This window comes from Niallia oryzisoli, assembly GCF_043641075.1.
Taxonomy (GTDB): Bacteria; Bacillota; Bacilli; order Bacillales; family Cytobacillaceae; genus Bacillus_BD; species Bacillus_BD oryzisoli_A.
In genome coordinates this window covers 169,705-189,268 of record NZ_JBHZRC010000002.1, presented here as the reverse complement: position 1 = coordinate 189,268, position 19,564 = coordinate 169,705, and the positions used below count along the sequence as shown (strand labels likewise).

Here is a 19,564-nt window from a genome sequence, read left to right as displayed (position 1 = left end):
TTAGGCCTTGTACAGTAAAAATCATGATATAAAAGTGATCGCGATCATATATCTAATAGTATCATAACGTTAATATCCAGACAACATGGTTATTAGAATTTTCAAAAAATATACACAAACATAGTTCTAGGGTAGAGCGGTGAGGTATATTACATTGATGAGGCAGTACGTGAAATAATAATCAGTCCAAAGGCGCCTTGCATACATTAAATACAAAATAAAAAGTGTAAGGTGTGGGGCAAATGATCAAGGCTAACATTGGAAGTAAAACGTTTCGCTACGCTGAAACCCTTGAAGAATATTTTCAACCATTCCGTTCACATGTGATTGGATTAAACCAAGAATTTGATTCCCCCTTTGGGAAAAAGAAAATCATTTATGCCGACTGGACAGCAAGCGGGCGATTATATCAGCCAATTGAAGAAAAAATAACCGTTGATTTCGGACCTTTTATGGCGAATACCCATACAGAGTCGAATATAACCAGCTCCATGATGACTGGGTTGTACAATCAGTCAAGGAAAATTATTAAGGAGCATGTCAATGCTGATCAGCATGATGTTGTCATCCTTGATGGCTTTGGGATGACCTCGGTTGTCAATAAGCTGCAACGGATCTTAGGTCTGAGAGTACCGGAGATGTGGAGAAACCATCTGCAGCTTCCAGAAAGGGAGAGGCCAGTCATTTTCATGACATCGATGGAACACCATTCGAATCAAACCTCTTGGCTTGAAACTCTTGGAGAAGTCAAGCTGATTAAACAGGATAAGGAGGGAAAGGTGGACATTCATCATTTAGAGCAGCTGCTTACTGTTTACGAGGACCGTCGTCTGAAGATTGGTTCCTTTACAGCCTGTTCGAATGTAACAGGCATTCAAACTCCTTATCACAAGCTCGCCAAACTGATGCATCAACACGGAGGCCTGTGTTTTGTTGATTTTGCGGCATCAGCACCATATGTCGAGATCAATATGCATCCGGAAGATCCGCTTGAGAAATTGGATGCCATCTTCTTCTCCCCGCACAAGTTCTTAGGTGGACCCGGCACAAGCGGCGTATTGGTCTTTGATTCAAGAATGTACGCCAATAAAGTCCCAGATCATCCGGGAGGTGGAACGGTGTTATGGACCAATCCTTGGGGAGAACACAAATATCTTGATAGCATAGAAATGCGGGAGGATGGTGGTACTCCCGGAATTCTCCAATCCATTCGGACAGCGCTTTGTTTGAATCTGAAAAGTAAAATGGGCATAAACAATATGTTAAAAAGAGAAAAAGAGCAGCTACGTCTTTTATTTTCCCAATTGGAAAAGCTTCCCGAGGTCCACATTCTAGCTGGAAATATTAAGGATAGAATAGGGATTGTTTCTTTTAATATTGAAAACCTTCATTATAATTTAATCGTGCGTCTTCTCAACGACAGATATGGAATTCAAGTAAGAGGCGGATGCTCATGTGCAGGAACGTATGGCCATTATCTCTTACACATTGATCAAGCTGCATCCAAACAAATTGTGGAAAAAATCTCTCATGGAGATTTGTCCGCTAAACCAGGGTGGGTCCGATTTTCACTACACCCCATTATGACAGATGAAGAAATCCTAATTTTTACTCAGGCGATAAAGGATATAATAGCGAACAAGGATGAATGGAAAAAGGACTACGTTTATGATCCAGCTAGTAATGATTATTTTTATGTCCACCATAATCGGGAAGATATGTCGTCATTTTTTCGAATTAAATAGGCTTACAAGAAACCATGCTTTACTTCAATGAGGAGTAGAGCTTTTTTAGTGTTCAAGTTGGTAATTTGCCTTACGTAATCTATCAAACGAAATAACATCATATAGAGGAGGTAGATTGACCTAATTATAGATGCTTTTTATGAAAATCGCTTACATAGTTAATTTGCTTCTATAAATCTATGGTTTAATATATTAAAATAAATGGTACTAATGAATATTTCTAAAAATACTATTTTTTTGTTGCTAAAAATAAGAGATATCTTTTAGCAGTAGGGAGTCATTCATAAGCATTCTTATAATCAAACCCAGATCCATTCATTGAAGTCAAATTTTATTGGGGGAACATACATGAAGAAAGTATTGCAAATTGCCAGTGCATTCATTGGTATCATTATTGGAGCAGGATTTGCCTCAGGGCAAGAAATTTTACAATACTTTACTAGTTTCGGATTAATCGGAACCATAGCAGTTGTTATTGCTACAGCGTTATTTGCTTATATTGGAATGATCCTAACGCGATTGGGGAGCCGCATGCAGGCAAATAACCACAGTGATGTGATTTATAAAATTAGTGGAAGATTTATTGGTATAGTTATCGACTATATTCTTGTGGCCGTATTAATCGGAGTGGGAGTGGTTATGATCGCTGGAGGTGGATCTACCCTTCAGCAGCAATTTGGATTACCGTTTTGGGTAGGGGCCTTATTGATGGTCATTCTAATAAGTGTGGCTGCAGTCAATAATGTTAGTCGGGTCGTGAATATCATCGGGAGCATTACACCATTTCTAATCGTTTCGGTTATTCTTGTAGCCATTTATACGGTAGCTACGATGGATGGTTCACTTTCCCAACTGAGTACGATTGCTGCCCAACAACCAAAGGCCTTACCAAATTGGGCATTATCAGCGATTAACTATGTATCGTTTAATATCGCGGTTGGCGCATCCATGGCGATTGTCATGGGCGGAGATGAAAAAAATGAAAAGATAGCCGCATGGGGAGGATTAGCTGGAGGCTTAGGGATTGGTGTTCTTATATTATTGAGTCACTATGCGATTCTTGCAAACATCGAAGCTGTTGCAGGCTACGATATGCCAATGCTAAAAATCGTAGATGATCTATCACCAGTCTTAGGCTTTATTTATTCCTTGATCCTATATGGAATGGTTTTCAATACAGGACTTAGTATGTTTTACTCATTTGGTGCCCGTTTCGCTCACACGGGAACAAAAAAGTTTAAAGTCATTACCATCGGTTCCATCGTAGCAGGTTTCGGACTTAGCTTTGTTGGTTTTACAAGTCTTGTATCCATCTTCTATCCATTATTTGGCTACCTTGGTCTAGTTCTTTCCACAGTGCTGATCATCGCATCTTTCCGAATGAAAAAATATAAAGCCATTGCTGAGGAGAAAGTTGCTTAACAATATGAAACAAAGAGAAGTGAGGCTAAACCCACTTCTCTTTTTATTGCAATGTGGAATTGAAAAAATATACCTTGGAATACTTAATGCTTAGGCTAAAGTTGGTTTTCTTAATGAGTAGTTTAACTTAGCGCTTACCTTTTCAATTAAGAATAAAACTTTAATCAACAAAGAGAGCAAGGTTGATAATAGGCCTTTAAGTGAAGTATTCATCATATATCCCTCCACATTTAATGTAGTGCTATCAAATAACACTAACCTTATTGTTAGGCTAAAAAAACAAATTGATTCAATCACCTTTGATGATTTGAGCTCTATCCTCCATTTGTGGCGGTTCCTCAAACCAGCCATGCTTAATCTTAATTTCAGCTCCTTCTTGTCCATAGAAATATACATCCTTGGCAAGTAAGGTTGTTTTCATAGATATATCATTTCGTAAACTGAAAAATGTACCAAAACTATTTCCGACAAGTCCAAAACCATTAAGAAGGTAGACGCAATGCATCATAAGCTTATCGGAAAATGGAGCGACTGTTGAATTCGTTACCGTGCTTCCAGATGTAGCAGAAAATTGTACATTACTCTCTAAAAGAATATCCTCAAATGCTTTAATTTGTTTCTTACAAAGCTCCATGCCCTTTACAAAATATTTTTTTACATCCTTGTTCTCCGCACATTGTGCAAATCCAGTAATCAGCTGCAACCCAATATTATTTGTCTCGATTCCATGGTGAAGAAATCCAAGCTCAATGTCATTTAAAGCCCTTTTTTCATTAAAAGGGTTAAACCCGTTCAAATAGCTTTTGCTTTTAATGAATTCATTTGTTTTTGGCATGGTCACTTTTGGTGGAAGGGTTAGAATTCCTTTTTCCAGCAGATAAAGGGTAGATAGCTTATAAATTTTTTGAGTAACAGAAGTGAGTCCCTCATAAATCTGCATAATTTTATCGTTATAGGCCATATTCATATTAATGGTGTACATCCCCATACTCACTTCTTTTAATACCCGGACAAACATAATATCAAATCCATTATCGTATAGCTTAGGAGCTTCTAAGTTTACGTCTTCTTTTGTAAATCCAACAGGCTTCACCATTTTTTGGTCTATAAATATCTCTTCCATTTGTAAAACAAAAAAATTCAGCTCCTGCCACAACCCACCCGTAATATTCCTAGCTTGTTGGTCATCTGACTTTTCGATAAAGTATTCCAACATTCTCATATTAAGGGTTTTTTCTGTGTACGTGAGCCAAAGCGTCCCCACCTCTGGAGCACTGATTGGATTGGTTTGAACCAAAACGAATAACCTCCAAGACTTTTTACTTGTAGTGTGTCACAAGGAAGGGAAATTACTCCATTTTAAACCTAGCTCCATATACATAAAAAGTCTGAGTGCGTTCCTTTATTTTAAGAAGGTTTTTTCGTAGCAGGAAGAATTACATTATATAAAATGGTCTCGGTCACTGTTTAAGAAAGTAAGGAAGTGGTAAACTTATGAGCTATTGACTAGCCTATAATTGTATCACTCCGGAAGAAAGCCCTATTTTCTTTAAGGCTTCCTTTACAGGTAAATCGCCAGGAGGATCATCCGTATAGTAACGGTCCAACCGATCAATAAAATAATATTCTTCCACGATGATTGAATACCCACTGGCTTTTAACTTCTCCAGCTCGGTTGAAACGAGCCATTGCTTCTGGTTTCTATCAAGCTGATTCCAGAATTCTGCATAGGTTTCCTCCTGTACCTCTGGTTTGCTACAGCCAACCGATATGAAAATTAAGAATACAGTTAATACTGATAAAAACAGTTTTCTACTCATATTTCTCCTCTTTTAATCCATTGATTTCTATATCTTTTCAAAACAATACTTGGTTGTTTTGTTCCCAATTGTTGTATCTTAATAATGTAGACAACAAGAAAAAACGTTTAAGTATAAACCTTTGATGTTTCCCCTGTATTCTACTATAGTAAAGATGGGTTGGAAAGTAAGGATTAATATGGTTTACTAAGGCTTTCTTATCAAATATGGCTATTATCGCTTTTCAAGTAATCCTGATAGTTGAAATAGATTTATATAGAATAGCTACCGAATATTATGCAAAACGGAGGAGATGCAAATGCCGCACTTAGTAATACGAGGAGTAACAGTGGAAGAAATGAAAAGAATCAGCCTGCAATTGGCAAGGGAGCTTGCAGATATTTGTGGATGCGGGACAGATAATTTTACGTTCGAAGTGCCACAGTCCACTTTTGTATTTAATGGAGAAGAAATCCCATCCTTCCCGCTGATTGAAGTCAAATGGTTTGAACGGGGACAGGAAACTCGTGATCGGTTCGCCCAATCCATTACAAAGCATATTATGTCAACTGGTGCGGATGAAGTAGAGGTTGTGTTTATTCCTTTTTTAGAGCCTGCTTATTATATTAATGGGGAAAGAGTCGGTGACTAAAGGAAACAGGACGTTTTTTTGAAAGTGAATTGGAGTATTAAGGTTTGAATTATAAGGATGAATCGATAAACGAAAAGCCCTATAGTTTTACGGCCATTTGTAATGACCTCTTCTTTTTGCAGAAGAGGTCTCATTTATGATAAGCGAACTTGTTTAAGGTTAAGTTCAGGTTTGTCCTACGCTGTTATCACTTCCTCGGATAAAAATCCCGAGGAAAAAGAGGTAGTAGATGCCCTAACACAATTGGGGACAAGAATTTATTTAACGAGAAATGGGGATATTTTTATTTCTAGTTATGGAGATTCCCTTCATGTAAGTCAGTAAGTAAGAGTGTGATTTGATTTGGTACTATCGAGGAAGGATAGTGCCCGAGCGAAGAGTAGAAAGAGTCTCAAGGGAACTATCGGGGAGTGATAGTGCCCGAGCGAAGGTTAGAAAGAGTCTGAAGGGAACTATCGGGAAGTGATAGTGCCCGAGCGAAGAGTAGAAAGAGTCTCAAGGGAACTATCGGGGAGTGATAGTGCTCGAGCGAAGGTTAGAAAGAGTCCCAAGGGAACTGTCGAGGAGTGATAGTGCCCGAGCGAAGGTTAGAAAGAGTCCCAAGGGAACTATCGAGGAGTGATAGTTCCCGAGCCAAAGTTGAAAAAGGTCTCAAGGGAATTATCTAGAGTTTCCTCATTTTTTTAGTTCAATTCGGAAGATGCCGAGCATTCTTCTTTAGTTTTCATTAATTAGCGCGATTCATTTTTGGGTCGCGCCCTTTTTTATTCATTTGAAGAAATAGTTTTGACTTATACAGTCTAACTGTATATACTAAAATTATATAGTTCAACTGTATAGTTAGTCTTTATAAGAGACCGGAGGATAGTATGAATCGTGATAAAAATTTACCATTAACAGAAACCACCTACTATATTCTTTTATCTTTATTAGAGCCTGCCCACGGGTATTTAATTATGCAAAAGGTGGAGGAATTAAGTAACCAACAAGTAAGGATAGCGGCCGGTACCCTTTATGGAGCCATTGAGAATTTATTAAAGCAGCAATTGATTCAATCAGTCAAAAGTGAGGATAAACGGAGAAAAACCTATGTCATTACAGAAAAAGGGATAGAGGTTTTGCACCTAGACTTTTCGCGAATGCAGCACATGATTAGTGTGACAAAAAGCCTATTAAACTTGTAAGGTGAGGGATGTAAATGAGAAAATTCAAATTCTTTATCGACTTTGATAAAGAGGAAAAATGGTTAAATGAAATGGCAAAACAAGGCTATCAGTTAGTGTACAAATCGTTTGGATATAAATTCCGTCGAGCTGAACCGGAAAATGCTACAATCAAAGTGGATTATCGCATATTTAAGAATCAATCAGATTTCATTGATTATTGTACATTATTTGAAGACAGCGGCTGGGAGCATGTTGCAGGTAAAAAAAGCTCAGGAACGCAATATTTTAAAAAAATGGATGGGCAGAGTGAAGAGGACATCTTCTCAGACAAACTATCAAAAGCAGGGAAATACAAACGATTATCTGCCATGTCTATTCAAATGGCCACAAGCTTTTTACCACTTTTAGTTGTCCTTATCACCACTGATCTTATTGATATGGAAGCTATCGTGAATCCTAAACAGTTATATTTAACACCGGGATTATGGGAGCTGTCGGGAGCCACGTTTTGGCGAGCTTTTCTATTTGAAACTCCTTTTGCACTTATGAGAGGCATTTCATGGGCTGTTATTCCAGTTATGATGATTTTACATCTTTTCTTTAGCTACAAAGCTAATAGGCTGTTTGAGAAAAATATAAATAGTTGATGTGTATTAAACAAAGGTTCTGTCTGGTTATTGATCTCAATCCCGACACAGTTTAAGTGGAAGCTAAGCATCTGTCAAAAGCGATGCCATCTTGAGACAAAGGCAAAGGGAAAAACAAAGGAACTGTCAGAAGCGATGCCATCTTGAGACAAAGGCAAAAGTGAAAACAAAGGATTTGTCAAAAGCGGGGCCATCTTGAGACAAAGGCAAAGGAGAATACGAAGGATCTGTCAGAAGCGAGGCCTTCTCGAGACAAATGCAAAGGAAAATACGAAGGATCTGTCAGAAGCGATGCCTTCTCGAGACAAAGGCAAAGGAAAATACGAAGGATCTGTCAGAAGAGAGGCCTTCTCGAGACAGAGGCAAAGGTGAACACAAAGGATCTGTCAGAAGCAAGGCCATCTTGAGACAAAGACAAAGGTGAACACAAAGGATCTGTCAGAAGCAAGGCCAACTTGAGACAAAGGCAAGGTGAAAACAAAAGAATCTGTCAGAAGCGATGCCTTCTCGAGACAAAGGCAAAGGTGAACACGAAGGATCTGTCAAAAGCGGGTCCTTGTCCAGACAAAGTCAAATAAATGGACTTTTCCTATTTATAATGGGTATCACTAGTATTTCCACTCAAAGTATAGTACTTCTTTAAAACTCTACTGAATGTCCTTTTATGTAGATCCGCATTACACCACTCCAAAATAATCTGTGTGGTCAACTTCCTGTCAGGAAACAGCAGCTGAAATTCCCTTACACTCCGTAAAATTGCTTGCTCGTTCTTTTCAAACTCCCCGCACTGCTTGCATTCAAAGCCATAATTTTTAGTAGAAATCAGAAAGGATTTACAAGTTTTGCAGTAAATGCCCTTTTGAAGCTGGTCGTAATGATAATGAGGAATTTTCGTATGTGGATTTTTTGTTTGATGTAGCGAAAGTAGCTTTTGGGCAAGTTTCTTGTGTCCTTCATTTAACTTAGTCGGAGTTTTATTCAAATCATTCAAGTACCGATTTAATTGTGTTGGTAGGATAAAGGGTTGGTCCATTGGAGCCTGATATAAGGTGAATTCGGGATTGATGAAGATAACAGCAGAACTAACAAGATAATTTTCCTTGAGGTTTTGAAGCAGTTGGCGGAGTAGGGTCGTGCTCCTTTTTCATTGGTCCATAGGATTCTTGTATTCTCGATTGGTGCCGGCATTATAAAGTTTGTCCGAGTTTAAGTAAAAGTCGCCATGAAAATTTTTTATATCCAAGAGATGAATCCCACTTTGTGAAATCATTAGAGTATCAATCTGAAAAAAAGAGTTGTTTATTTCAAGTAACAGGTCATTGATGATAAACCGTTCCTCTTGAAGACATTCTGCCAGTTGATCAAACTTAACTTCCCCTGCATAGCCTTTTTCAAGGTTTGAATAATGAAACTTTTCCTTGTCCGTTAACTCCATGCGTGTGTTTAATGATCTTATTATCATTAACTCATCTGACTCCATTCTACGTTTTAGTAACATATGCCACTTCCTTTCTTATTCTATAAGCCTATTTTATTAAAAATTATCAGGATTCTACTAAAGGAATATGGACAATTTGTTAATTTTTGGAAACTAAACCTTTTAAACTAGATATCACAAACAAGTGGTCTTTTTTCTTTTTTAAGGAATGTTTAAGGTTTGTCCTTAATAATGTGATTCATACCTTGAACACGGGGGTAGCTTTTCCAAAAGAAATATTGCTGAACCGAGGTACTCGTTCCCGTGGTCCGAAATAGGAGGTTAAGGATGAAGCTTAAAGTTCCAGCTGCTATATTGGCCGTAGGGATTATGATAACCGGTGCCTATATGGATTTGTCAAAGATAGATTTATTTAATGAGAATCAGTTTAAAGAACAATTACTCTCCTATACAACGCTTGAACACTTTGAAGTGTCTGATGAAAATGAGATCCAAACAGATATTCAGGATCAAGATGATCAAATCATCATCAATGATGTTCCTCATATCCAGCAGATGCCTGAGTTAGCTCGGGGGTGTGAAGTTACCAGTCTGGCGATGCTCCTGCAGTATGCGGGAGTTTCGGTTGACAAAATGACGCTTGCAGAGGAAATTACGACCGTTCCATTCCTTGATCAGTATGGCCTTTATGGAAATCCAAATGAGGGATTCGTGGGGGATATTTACACGTTTGAAAACTCTGGTTATGGGGTTTATCATAGCCCAATAGCTGAGTTAGCGGAAAGTTATTTGCCAGATAGAATCGTAGATTTGACAGGTCAAAGTATAGACTCTGTTTATCAAATGATAAGAAACGGATCTCCAGTATGGGTCATTGTCAATTCAAGGTTTAATTCTCTTCCGGAGGATGAATTTCAAGAATGGGAGACAGAATCAGGCGACGTTCAAATTACGTATCGAGAGCATAGTGTCGTAGTTGTTGGGTATGACGAAGATACAGTTTACATTAATGATCCCTTAGCGGAGGAACCGTACACAGCAATCTCAAGGGAAAACTTCGAGGCAGCATGGGTTCAAATGGGACAGCAGGCTGTAAGTTATCAATAATTATGTTTAATGGATTAGCTGTTTCATAGGTTAATGTAATAAGAGGAATTAGCCCCTTTTAGAGCTAATTTTTAAAAATAATAGTTCAAATATATGACTTTATATTATAACGAGGTTGTCCTTTGAGGACAGCTTCTTTTTTATATTATTTTTTTAAAAAATTGAAATACTTTAATTGACTATTTGTATACAAATGTATACAGTGTTAATTATAATCTATCACCTTATAGTAACTAAAGGTATAAATGGACAAACAATAATATAAGATGTATCAGTAAAGGGTACCGATTGCAGCGATTCTGACGGTATCCCTTTATAAAGAACGGGAAAAGAAGGGGAAGTGTATGAGTGTTACATTAGCCTTATTTGCAGCTTTATTTGCTTCACTGACTAGTATTCTGGCAAAAATCGGGATGGAAAATGTGAATTCCAACTTGGCAACAGCCATTCGAACGGTCATTGTATTAGTTATGTCTTTTATTGTTGTACTTGTTACAGGGCAGCTAGATACAATTCCAACTATCTCTACAAAAGCACTGACCTATATTGCCCTCTCTGGTGTTGCAACGGGTTTATCCTGGCTGTTTTTCTTTCGGGCGCTTGCCATGGGGGATGTTTCAAAGGTTGTTCCGATAGATAAATCCAGCATTGTCTTAACGATCATATTATCTATAGTCGTCTTAGGTGAGAAGGCTGTTCCGCAGATATTAGCAGGAGGGGCTCTAATCGCGATTGGTACCTTTGTATTAATCGGGAAAAATGAAGAAAAGAAACGATTTACCGGCTCTCAAATTTATATTGTGTATGCCATAATAGGGGCCGTCTTTGCAGCACTTACATCCATTTTGGCAAAAATCGGGATGGAGGGTGTTGATTCGAATGTTGCGACTTTCCTAAGAACCATCGTAATTTTAGTGTTTGCATGGTCCATTGTATTTTTCCAAGGTACATATAAAAACATGAAATCGATATCAAAGAAAGGCTATCTCTTTTTAATATTATCAGGGATGGCCACCGGACTTTCCTGGCTGTGCTATTTCGCAGCCATCGCCATCGGTAAAGTGTCAGTTGTCGCACCTATTGACAAGTTCAGTGTCGTCATCACCATGATTTTAGGTTTTGTGATATTAAAAGAAAAAACTACGAAACATACCATTTTAGGTGGCTTGATCATCACCATTGGAACATTTTTGCTGGTTTCCTGACAAGAAGCAAGAGTTCTGCTGCTTCATTCTTACTAAAATGAAGCGGCAGAACCCTTGCTTCAAAAAATAATTCCTCGTTTCACCAACTCTGCAACGGCTTGGGTGCGATTTTGTACGCCTAATTTTTTGATAACCGATTTGACGTATTGTTTGATGGTTGTTTCGCTGATTCCCATCGTGTCCACCAGCTGCTTGATAACCCCTCCCTTTGCAAGCTCTTCCATCACTTCCAACTCTCTTTTGCTTAGGCCATGCTTGGTGTCTTTTTTGTTCATTGGCTTAAAAAGCTTGCCTGATAATGTTCCAAAACGAGTGAGGTCGGATAGCAGCTCCTGATCAAAGACAGTTTCCTCATCAAATTCATTACTGCATATGTAGCCGATGACGGAAGAGCCTGTGCAGATTGGTACGACTAGCACGGAGTATAAGGATTCCGAGTTTAGAATATATTTACTGCCTAATTTGGTAAAATAATCCTTTGAAGGGATATATTTTGCTCCGAATTCCTGGATAGCATCATAGATTCCAGGCAGTGAGCGGACATCATCACGAATAGATAAAATATAATTGATTCCCGTTGAATCAATGGAGATGATTCCTTCGGCAAGATGACCTAAAGGAGAATATCTAAATAAGAGAGCGTTTCTGATTGGAAAAAGTTCTACATAGGTTTGTAGAAGCTGTACAATTCTTTCTTCGCTTGAGGATATCTCAGCAAGCTTTTCGAGCTTTTGCTGCATTGTAAAATGGATGGGCTTCAATGGCAACGCTTTCAACTCCTTATTCAACTAAATTGTATAAGTGAATGGTCATTCCTTGCTTAATCTGGAAAATTGATTGATAGATCTGTACCTTTAAATAGTAGGTGTTAAATCCTTTTTCAAATAACCGTCAATGAAGTAATCTATGCTAAATGAAATATAAGACAGTTTTGCAGAATGTATCATTCATATTCCGAAACAGGGACAGGGTTTAGAAGGGGTACTGTGGCACCACGCTTTCCTACCTTTTTGGTTAATCGGAGCCTGCAAATCAGTCTATTATGGGGAATAGTTTTATTTTACAAGAGGATTTATAATTTGTATATATTTGAATAGTTAAAATATTCAAAAAATTATTAAGGGTAGAAAGGGTGAAATATCACAGGTCTTAATGACTGAAAATGGTTAGTAGTTTGGTAGATTTATAAATGGTCCAATCAATCCTTCGAATGGAAGGGGACCGATGGAATCGAAAGCATTTGTGATTAAAACGGCAGAGAATAAGGAAAGCAGCTTGGAACCTAGCAAAGAAAAATATTGGGGAGGAAATTTACCATGACTTCTATTAAAAAGCAGCTTCCATTAGAACAAATTACTGATTATGATGCCGTTGTAATCGGAGCGGGATTTTCCGGATTGTATATGCTGCATCGTTTACGTGAGGACGGGTTCACTGCCCGTGTTTTTGAAAAGGGTGACGGTGTAGGCGGTGCATGGTATTGGAGCCGATATCCGGGCGCACGCTGTGACTCCGAAAGTATCTATTATAACTATACTTTTTCAGAAGAGCTTTATAAAGAATGGACATGGACTTCCAGATATCCCGAGCAGCCGGAAATTCTGCGCTACCTGAACTTTGTAGCCGATAAGCTGGACCTGAGAAAAGACATCCAATTTAGCACCGAAATTACAGGCGCCCACTATAGTGAGGAACATAATAAATGGCGCATTTATTTTACAGATGGCAGCAGTGTGACAGCTAAGTATCTTATCACAGGAATGGGCTGTATCTCTGTTAATGCCACGAATATTCCGAATTTTAAAGGAATAGAAAACTTCGAAGGCAACTGGTATCATACCGGATTTTGGCCACATGAAGGTGTTGATTTAAAGGGCAAGCGTGTCGGTGTTATCGGAAATGGCTCCAGCGGGGTTCAAACCATCCCGGTCGTTGCCGAACAGGCAGAACATCTATATGTCTTTCAACGGACACCGCAATATACGACACCAGCCCAAAATCACCCGTATGATCATGAATATATCAAACAAGCGAAAGAAAATTTTCATGAAATGAGGCGGATGGTACACGAATCTATGGCTGGCGTTCCGCTGCAATTTGGTGAACGCTCTGCGCTTGAGGATACCCCTGAAGAGCGCCGGGAAGTGTACGAGAAAGCTTGGCAGAAAGGCGGAGTAATCTCCTATGTTTATCGAGATTTGATGTCTGATGAGGAAGCGAACGAAACCGTTAATGAATTTATTCGCTCCAAAATCCGTGAAACCGTCAAAAAACCTGAGGTTGCAGAGAAGCTGATGCCAACGTATTTTTATGCCACGAAACGCGCGGTTATAGACACGAATTATTATGAGACCTTTAACCGTGACAATGTAACTCTTGTTGATGTGAAAAATACTCCGATCGAAGAGATTACAGCGAAGGGAGTTCGTACAGCTGACGGAGAAGAGTATGAACTTGATATCCTGATTTTTGCCACAGGCTACGACGGAATGACAGGTCCATTGTTTAAACTGGATCTCCGAGGAAAAGACGGCGTGCTTTTAAAGGATAAATGGGACAATGGATCACAAGTAAGGTCATATTATGGACTTGCGACTGCAGGCTTTCCAAATATGTTTATGATTACCGGCCCGCAAAGCCCTTCGGTTGCAGGTAATATGCCTATAGCTATTGAGCAGCATGTGGAATGGATATCTGATTGTCTAAATTATTTGCGTGAGCATGACATCAAAACGATTGAAGCAAATGTGACTGCTGAAGAGAATTGGAGCGAGCATTGTAAAGATGTTGTTGAAAAAACGCTTTATGCGAAGTCGGATTCTTGGTATACGGGTGCGAATATCGAAGGCAAGCCGCGCAGCTTCAATATTTATCTAGGTGGTTACGGCCCGTATAATCAAATGATTACCGAAATGGCCTTAAAGGGTTATGAAGGATTCAAGTTACAACCCTATTCTAAAAACACTGTACAAAATGAACAATCAATGTAATAAAATTTATTTTAAAGGGAGTGTTGTAAATGGATTTTATGAATAGAGTAAACCCTGAATTAAGAGAATTGCTGACGATTTTTCCGCCGCTAAATCTTCCTGCAGGCTTGGAAGCAGCAAGGCAGGCACCCGTTATTCCTGTACCGGAGTCTAATTATGTACGTAATTCTACTCGTTACATTGCTGGCGGAGATGGCCAGGAAATGTTAGTTAAACTGTATGAACCGGCAAGGCAAGATGGTTCAAATCTTCCTGCTGTGCTTTGGATTCATGGCGGTGGTTATGTTATCGGACATCCGGATGGAGACGATGGAATTTGCCAGACATTTGTGGAGGAAGCAAATTGTGTCGTTGTTTCTGTTGATTACCGGCTGGCACCTGAACATCGATATCCGGCAGCCATTGAAGACTGTTACTCGGCTTTAGTCTGGATGACGAATGCCGCGGAAGAATTGAATATTGATTTGTCGCGCGTGGCGATTGCCGGTATGAGTGCGGGGGGAGGATTAACCGCTGCCTTGGCGCTGATGGCTCGTGATCGCGGGGGTCCTGCTATCGCATTCCAGATGCCGCTGTATCCAATGGTGGATGACCGAAATGAAACACCTTCAAGCTATGAGATTACTGATGAACGGGCTATCTGGAACCGGGGAAATAATTTGGCTGCATGGCATATGTATTTGGGCGAGCATGGGAACGGTGAGGTTTCTCCTTATGCAGCGCCGGCACGTGCGAAGAATCTAGCAAACCTTCCGCCAACGTATACTTGCGTAGGGCAGCTGGATCCTTTCCGTGATGAAACCATCCAATATGTCGCACGCTTGGCACAGGCGGGAGTACCGGTAGAATTTCATATCTATCCAGGAGGCTACCATGCGTTCGAATTCCTTAATCCAACTTCCGAAATCGGACAGCGTGCCACAAATCAATATGTACAAGCACTGAGTCGAGCATTAAATCCGCAGTCGGTAAACGCAAGATAAAAAATAGAGTGCTAGGAGCTTCCCTAAAAAATGGAAGGTTCCTGGCGCTTTTTTTCTATGTATCACTGAAAAGGACAAAGCCTAAAATGAAAAAATGTCAGATCAATAGAGAATCGTCCAGTTTTGACAAGGAATAAAGCTAGAGATTAAGACTCTGTCAAAAAAGGTTCAAGTTCTGACAAGTACAGTGCTAGAAATCAAAGGTCTGTCAAAAGAAGGTTTATGTTCTGACAAGGATAGCGCTAGAGATTAAAGGTCTGTCAGAAGAAGGCTCAAGTTCTGACAAGGATAGAGCTAGAAATCAAGACTCTGTCAGAACTAGGATTCCTTGAGCAAGAATCTAACAAGAAACCCGTCCCCGTGGTTCCACCGTGGTTCCACCACTATGGTTCCAATCTACTGCTCATGATACTGCTGTGATTGAACCAATACAGCCTGTTTTCTCGGCAAATTCAATAGGGTGATAGCTCCTAAAACTAGCAGTATCCCGATTATGGCAAACAGCGTAGGTACCTCTTGATAGATAAATAAACCAAATAATGTGGCGGCTACCGGTTCACAGGAGGATAATATAGAGGCACGGCCGGTATCGACATATTTCATTCCCCAGGTAAATAAAAGGTAGGGGGCCACACTAGCAATGACCGCATGCAATAGTAAAAAAGAGCCGAAGTAGACAGGTGATTCTTTTAAAGCTAGAGTGATAGACCCAAAATCAGTAAAAATAGCACCGCCTAAGCTGGCAAATAGAAAGCTATACACATTAATTGTTAGTGAGTCATACCCTTTATTCATTGCAAATCGGGTAAAAATACTATATAAAGCATATCCAAAACTGGCAGCCATTCCTAATAAAATTCCAGCGAGGGAGAAAGCAATGGCATTTTCAAAAAGCCCGCTGACTAGTACACAGCCGATGACAGCTAATGTGACAGCCATTAATTTAATCGATGTCATTTTTTCGCGAAAGAGAATTGCGGACATCAGCAGAACAAAGATGGGAGCGGTGCATAGCAAAGTAGCCGCTAGAGAAAGTGTGACCAGACTAACCGTCTGATTGTATAGATAATTAAAAAGCAGCATACTGACAATCCCTGTTCCAATGAAATACCAGCAATCTTTTAGTTTTATTTTTAAAGCATCTCTCCTAAAAATCAATACCCCGATCAATGCGATGATAAAGGCACCAAGCATGCGAGTTTCGACAATGGCGATACTGCTTAGGCCATGCGATTCAAGATATCTCACAAAAAGTCCGACAGAACCCCACATACATCCCGCGATGACGATAGCCAATGGTGCTATTTTATTAAACATCTCTTCGTTCCTCTCCTTTTGAATATAATCTTTGTCTCACAAAAACTACTTTTTATGAAATATTATTAGTGAATTTATTTAACGGAAAATTCGATTTTTTTATGAGAATTCCTGTTTATTTATTTTTATATCGAAAAAGGTTGAGTGGTACAAAGTGAGATAAAATCCGAGAAAAATGATTATTCTCAGCTGTGCAACAGGCAGCGTATTTCCGCAAATACAGGGAAGACTGATCCCGTTAACCCTTATGAAATCACGGGTTAACGGGATGAACGGTGCCATGTTTATGTGGTTACCACAGGTCAAGTCTTGAAGATATAGAAGAAAATTCTTAATCGTTCTTTAAGAAAATTCGTTATAGTAGTTATCGTTATTTTCAATTACTTTTGAATTAGAGGAGCCTTGGATATCCACAAAAAACAATGTTCCTAACTACTAACACCTTTAGGAGGGGAAATATGGCAAGAGTGATGCGTCTTGGACGAGTTGAGCTTAAGGTATTGGATTTAGAAAAATCAGTAGACTACTATACAAAGATTATTGGTTTGGAAGAAACAGGACGATTCGGAGATAGTGTGTACTTAAAGGCGTGGGATGAATATGATCATCATAGTTTAATTCTAACCAAATCTAACAGTGCGGGAATTGCCCATTTTGCTTTTAAAGTAGAGACGCTAGATGACTTAGCCTATTATGAAAAGAAAATTGAACAATTCGGTTGTACGACCTCTCGTATTTCCAATGGAACAAGACTGGCTGAAGGTGAAGCAGTCCACTTTATTTTGCCAACAGGCCACCATGGTGAACTATATCATGAAATGGAGTTTCTCGGAACGGCTGTGGGAACATTAAATCCACATCCATGGCCGTTAGGGAAACAGGGGATTGCCCCGCATCGACTGGATCATTGCTTATTAACTGGCGATGATTTGAAATCGGTCACAAGATTCTTTATTGAAGCGTTAAATTTCAGACAAAGTGAAAGAATTACTTCAGTTGATGGGGAAGAGTTATTAGGAACGTTCTTATTTACAAGCAATAAAGCCCATGATTTAGCATTTGTAAAAGGACCGGATGCAAAGCTTCATCATGCTGCCTTCTTTGTTGATTCACTTCACGAGGTGTTTAAAGCAGCGGATATTTTATCTATGTATGAGGTTCCATTTGATGTAACCCCTACACGTCATGGAATTACAAGAGGGGAAACCATTTATTTCTTTGATCCTTCCGGTAATCGTAATGAAGCCTTTGCCAATGGATATATAACATACGCGGATTTTCCAACCATTACTTGGACGGAAGATAAAATCGGCCAAGGTATTTTCTATCACCGCAGGGAATTATCAGAGTCCTTTATGAAGGCCTTGACTTAATGAATGGAGGAATCTTATGTATAAGGTGAAATTACATGCACGCGGACAGCTTTTTGACTATTCCTGTTTATCCACAGTCACTCCACTAAAGGCAGCACGGGATCAGTTTATCCCCATACCGACTGGCTGTAGAAGAGGGGGCTGCGGGATGTGCAAGGTAAAGGTACTTCAGGGAGAATTCACCCAGGATTTCATTCGTTCTCACGAGGCGTTATCGGATGCTGAACTAGAAAACGGTTATGCGTTAGCCTGCTGCATGGTGCCAAAAAGCGATCTTAACATTATGACAGTAGAGGATTATTCGAAACAAGAAGAAAAAGTAGAAATATAGAATAGAAATGCTAGAAATAAAAGGTCTAACTAGAAAATAGTTAGGCCTTTTGTTTCTTTGAGTTACTTACTTAGTATAAAAGGCGGCTGTAGCCATTCTTGCTGGAAGGTTTTTTTGAGGTGGTTTTTGATTAGTTCATTGTTTTTCTGATTTTCCCTTCGATAAATAATGGAAAAGCGTGTGTCGAATTGAAAATCCTGAACGTTTACCATCGATAGCTGACCGCTTTCGATTTCTTTTTTTACATCTGGATAACTTAATATGGCTAACAAGCCTTTTCCGTTCATGACCGCATTTTTAATGGTTTCAATATCACCGATTTCTACAATATTTTTGAGGAAGGATAAACCACTTTGTGCAAATTTTCCTCTTTTCTTTGCATGCGGAGTCATCAGAAAAGGTTGATTTTCCAAATCCTTCTTTTGAATCCCTGTATTGCCTGCGAACGGGTGCCCCTCTGAACATACAATCACCAATGGGACGGAGAAAATAATATCATGATCAAGTTGATTGGTTTGATAGACTTGTGTAATCATGCGGGTCGATACTAAACCAAATTGTAAGGATTCATTTTCAACGAGTTTACAGGTATCAAATGAAGGAGAGGGATTTAAGTTTAATTGCAGAGAAGTAAATGGATATGATTTTCGCCTCAGTGATTCGTTCAGTAAATTAAATAAAACATGTGTAACCCCAATCGATACGGCTTGAGCTGGTTCCTTTAATTGGGAAAGCTTCTCCTTTACTTTCTTATCCATTTGTTCAATCTCTAGGGCATATTTATATATTTCTAAACCAGAAGGTGTTAGTTTAATATTTCTTCCGGAACGTTCGGTCAATTTAGCCCCAAAATGACGTTCAATCTCTCGAATATGCCCACTGATCGCTGCAGGACTTGTCAGCATCTCCTTTGCTGTCTTTGAGATACTTTCCATTTGCACGACCTTACAGAAAACAGATAAGTTGTAAAAATTCATTCCATCACCTCAAAGATATTTTTGTAGAAAGAAAATATAGAATATTTAGATAATTATCAAAAGAAATATTCGACATAAAAGCGTTTTCTCCTCTAAAATATTTTATCGAATCATAAGATTTTCTTGTGAATGCTAAAAATTAGTAGTGAATTCTGAACTTTTGCAGTTGTTTATGTCGGGATAGAGTCATAAAAGGTTCACAAATATTCCAAATAAATTCATAACTTTTCTATAAATGCCATAAACCTTTAAGATTTTCCTTAAAGATATATTAAGAAAAATCGGTATAGTAGACGAAAGCGTTTTGAATTATGATTTGTATAGAAGTTAATCACCTGTGTATTCTGAATATTAAAAAAATAATTTGGTAATGGGAATAAAATGATGTCAATCGTATGCAGGTGATTGTCGC

General features: G+C 39.0%; 18 protein-coding genes. 11 read left to right on the top strand and 7 right to left on the bottom strand.

What is annotated here, in order from left to right; all coding sequences use genetic code 11:
* Positions 1-242: 242 nt before the first annotated feature.
* Positions 243-1,745: an aminotransferase class V-fold PLP-dependent enzyme gene (locus ACHUFV_RS10435; protein WP_394233802.1), complete on the top strand. Its 1,503-nt coding sequence runs from the start codon at positions 243-245 to the stop codon at positions 1,743-1,745.
* Positions 1,746-2,093: 348 nt separating this feature from the next.
* A complete protein-coding gene (locus ACHUFV_RS10430; RefSeq protein ID WP_394233800.1) occupies positions 2,094-3,167 on the top strand; it encodes a YkvI family membrane protein in 1,074 nt (357 codons plus the stop codon).
* A gap of 289 nt (positions 3,168-3,456) precedes the next feature.
* Here the strand turns inward: ACHUFV_RS10430 and ACHUFV_RS10425 are convergent, their stop codons facing one another.
* Positions 3,457-4,464: a DUF3231 family protein gene (locus ACHUFV_RS10425; protein ID WP_394233798.1), complete on the bottom strand. Its 1,008-nt coding sequence runs from the start codon at positions 4,462-4,464 to the stop codon at positions 3,457-3,459.
* A 214-nt stretch (positions 4,465-4,678) separates the two neighbouring features.
* The gene (locus tag ACHUFV_RS10420) at positions 4,679-4,987 is read right to left on the bottom strand and encodes a hypothetical protein (RefSeq protein ID WP_394233796.1); all 309 of its coding nucleotides are present in this window, start codon (positions 4,985-4,987) and stop codon (positions 4,679-4,681) included.
* Positions 4,988-5,285: 298 nt separating this feature from the next.
* Between ACHUFV_RS10420 and ACHUFV_RS10415 the strand changes: the two genes are divergently transcribed.
* The 3 genes from ACHUFV_RS10415 to ACHUFV_RS10405 all read left to right on the top strand — a co-directional run bounded on the left by ACHUFV_RS10415 (position 5,286) and on the right by ACHUFV_RS10405 (position 7,431).
* Complete coding sequence (locus tag ACHUFV_RS10415; protein WP_394233794.1) at positions 5,286-5,618, top strand: DUF1904 family protein; 333 nt, start codon at positions 5,286-5,288, stop codon at positions 5,616-5,618.
* 869 nt (positions 5,619-6,487) lie between these two features.
* A complete protein-coding gene (locus ACHUFV_RS10410; RefSeq protein WP_394233792.1) occupies positions 6,488-6,802 on the top strand; it encodes a PadR family transcriptional regulator in 315 nt (104 codons plus the stop codon).
* Positions 6,803-6,816: 14 nt separating this feature from the next.
* Positions 6,817-7,431, top strand: a complete 615-nt coding sequence (locus tag ACHUFV_RS10405; protein ID WP_394233790.1) for a DUF2812 domain-containing protein — start codon at positions 6,817-6,819, stop codon at positions 7,429-7,431.
* Between the two features lie 589 nt (positions 7,432-8,020).
* On the opposite strand, the gene ACHUFV_RS10400 is transcribed toward ACHUFV_RS10405, so the two are convergent.
* The gene (locus ACHUFV_RS10400) at positions 8,021-8,464 is read right to left on the bottom strand and encodes a DUF6671 family protein (RefSeq protein ID WP_394233788.1); all 444 of its coding nucleotides are present in this window, start codon (positions 8,462-8,464) and stop codon (positions 8,021-8,023) included.
* A gap of 111 nt (positions 8,465-8,575) precedes the next feature.
* A complete protein-coding gene (locus tag ACHUFV_RS10395) occupies positions 8,576-8,929 on the bottom strand; it encodes a nuclease-related domain-containing protein (protein WP_394233786.1) in 354 nt (117 codons plus the stop codon).
* Between the two features lie 267 nt (positions 8,930-9,196).
* On the opposite strand from ACHUFV_RS10395, the gene ACHUFV_RS10390 reads away from it, so the two are divergent.
* Together ACHUFV_RS10390 and ACHUFV_RS10385 are read left to right on the top strand one after the other, a co-directional pair.
* Positions 9,197-9,976: a C39 family peptidase gene (locus tag ACHUFV_RS10390; RefSeq protein ID WP_394233785.1), complete on the top strand. Its 780-nt coding sequence runs from the start codon at positions 9,197-9,199 to the stop codon at positions 9,974-9,976.
* A gap of 344 nt (positions 9,977-10,320) precedes the next feature.
* Positions 10,321-11,181, top strand: a complete 861-nt coding sequence (locus tag ACHUFV_RS10385; protein ID WP_394233783.1) for an EamA family transporter — start codon at positions 10,321-10,323, stop codon at positions 11,179-11,181.
* A 59-nt stretch (positions 11,182-11,240) separates the two neighbouring features.
* Here the strand turns inward: ACHUFV_RS10385 and ACHUFV_RS10380 are convergent, their stop codons facing one another.
* On the bottom strand, positions 11,241-11,969 hold the full coding sequence (locus ACHUFV_RS10380; RefSeq protein ID WP_394233781.1) for a LuxR C-terminal-related transcriptional regulator: 729 nt from the start codon (positions 11,967-11,969) through the stop codon (positions 11,241-11,243).
* A 528-nt stretch (positions 11,970-12,497) separates the two neighbouring features.
* Here ACHUFV_RS10380 and ACHUFV_RS10375 point away from each other — a divergent pair.
* A complete protein-coding gene (locus tag ACHUFV_RS10375) occupies positions 12,498-14,171 on the top strand; it encodes a flavin-containing monooxygenase (RefSeq protein ID WP_394233779.1) in 1,674 nt (557 codons plus the stop codon).
* A 29-nt stretch (positions 14,172-14,200) separates the two neighbouring features.
* A complete protein-coding gene (locus ACHUFV_RS10370; RefSeq protein ID WP_394233777.1) occupies positions 14,201-15,154 on the top strand; it encodes an alpha/beta hydrolase in 954 nt (317 codons plus the stop codon).
* A gap of 396 nt (positions 15,155-15,550) precedes the next feature.
* Here ACHUFV_RS10370 and ACHUFV_RS10365 read toward each other — a convergent pair whose 3' ends face one another.
* Complete coding sequence (locus ACHUFV_RS10365) at positions 15,551-16,471, bottom strand: DMT family transporter (protein ID WP_394233775.1); 921 nt, start codon at positions 16,469-16,471, stop codon at positions 15,551-15,553.
* Between the two features lie 458 nt (positions 16,472-16,929).
* Between ACHUFV_RS10365 and ACHUFV_RS10360 the strand changes: the two genes are divergently transcribed.
* Positions 16,930-17,844 (top strand): catechol 2,3-dioxygenase, encoded by a 915-nt coding sequence (locus ACHUFV_RS10360; RefSeq protein WP_394233773.1) that lies wholly within the window; start codon positions 16,930-16,932, stop codon positions 17,842-17,844.
* Between the two features lie 16 nt (positions 17,845-17,860).
* A complete protein-coding gene (locus ACHUFV_RS10355) occupies positions 17,861-18,175 on the top strand; it encodes a 2Fe-2S iron-sulfur cluster-binding protein (RefSeq protein ID WP_394233771.1) in 315 nt (104 codons plus the stop codon).
* A gap of 62 nt (positions 18,176-18,237) precedes the next feature.
* Here the strand turns inward: ACHUFV_RS10355 and ACHUFV_RS10350 are convergent, their stop codons facing one another.
* Positions 18,238-19,152: a LysR family transcriptional regulator gene (locus tag ACHUFV_RS10350; protein ID WP_394233769.1), complete on the bottom strand. Its 915-nt coding sequence runs from the start codon at positions 19,150-19,152 to the stop codon at positions 18,238-18,240.
* Between the last annotated feature and the right edge of the window lie 412 nt (positions 19,153-19,564).

Excerpts from the sequence above, each read along its gene's own strand:
- ACHUFV_RS10435 (WP_394233802.1), top strand. The coding sequence starts at position 243 with ATGATCAAGGCTAACATTGGAAGTAAAACGTTTCGCTACGCTGAAACC.
- ACHUFV_RS10430 (WP_394233800.1), top strand. The coding sequence starts at position 2,094 with ATGAAGAAAGTATTGCAAATTGCCAGTGCATTCATTGGTATCATTATT.
- ACHUFV_RS10420 (WP_394233796.1), bottom strand. The coding sequence starts at position 4,987 with ATGAGTAGAAAACTGTTTTTATCAGTATTAACTGTATTCTTAATTTTC.
- ACHUFV_RS10415 (WP_394233794.1), top strand. The coding sequence starts at position 5,286 with ATGCCGCACTTAGTAATACGAGGAGTAACAGTGGAAGAAATGAAAAGA.
- ACHUFV_RS10410 (WP_394233792.1), top strand. The coding sequence starts at position 6,488 with ATGAATCGTGATAAAAATTTACCATTAACAGAAACCACCTACTATATT.
- ACHUFV_RS10405 (WP_394233790.1), top strand. The coding sequence starts at position 6,817 with ATGAGAAAATTCAAATTCTTTATCGACTTTGATAAAGAGGAAAAATGG.
- ACHUFV_RS10400 (WP_394233788.1), bottom strand. The coding sequence starts at position 8,464 with ATGGACCAACCCTTTATCCTACCAACACAATTAAATCGGTACTTGAAT.
- ACHUFV_RS10395 (WP_394233786.1), bottom strand. The coding sequence starts at position 8,929 with ATGTTACTAAAACGTAGAATGGAGTCAGATGAGTTAATGATAATAAGA.
- ACHUFV_RS10390 (WP_394233785.1), top strand. The coding sequence starts at position 9,197 with ATGAAGCTTAAAGTTCCAGCTGCTATATTGGCCGTAGGGATTATGATA.
- ACHUFV_RS10385 (WP_394233783.1), top strand. The coding sequence starts at position 10,321 with ATGAGTGTTACATTAGCCTTATTTGCAGCTTTATTTGCTTCACTGACT.
- ACHUFV_RS10375 (WP_394233779.1), top strand. The coding sequence starts at position 12,498 with ATGACTTCTATTAAAAAGCAGCTTCCATTAGAACAAATTACTGATTAT.
- ACHUFV_RS10370 (WP_394233777.1), top strand. The coding sequence starts at position 14,201 with ATGGATTTTATGAATAGAGTAAACCCTGAATTAAGAGAATTGCTGACG.
- ACHUFV_RS10365 (WP_394233775.1), bottom strand. The coding sequence starts at position 16,471 with ATGTTTAATAAAATAGCACCATTGGCTATCGTCATCGCGGGATGTATG.
- ACHUFV_RS10360 (WP_394233773.1), top strand. The coding sequence starts at position 16,930 with ATGGCAAGAGTGATGCGTCTTGGACGAGTTGAGCTTAAGGTATTGGAT.
- ACHUFV_RS10355 (WP_394233771.1), top strand. The coding sequence starts at position 17,861 with ATGTATAAGGTGAAATTACATGCACGCGGACAGCTTTTTGACTATTCC.
- ACHUFV_RS10350 (WP_394233769.1), bottom strand. The coding sequence starts at position 19,152 with ATGAATTTTTACAACTTATCTGTTTTCTGTAAGGTCGTGCAAATGGAA.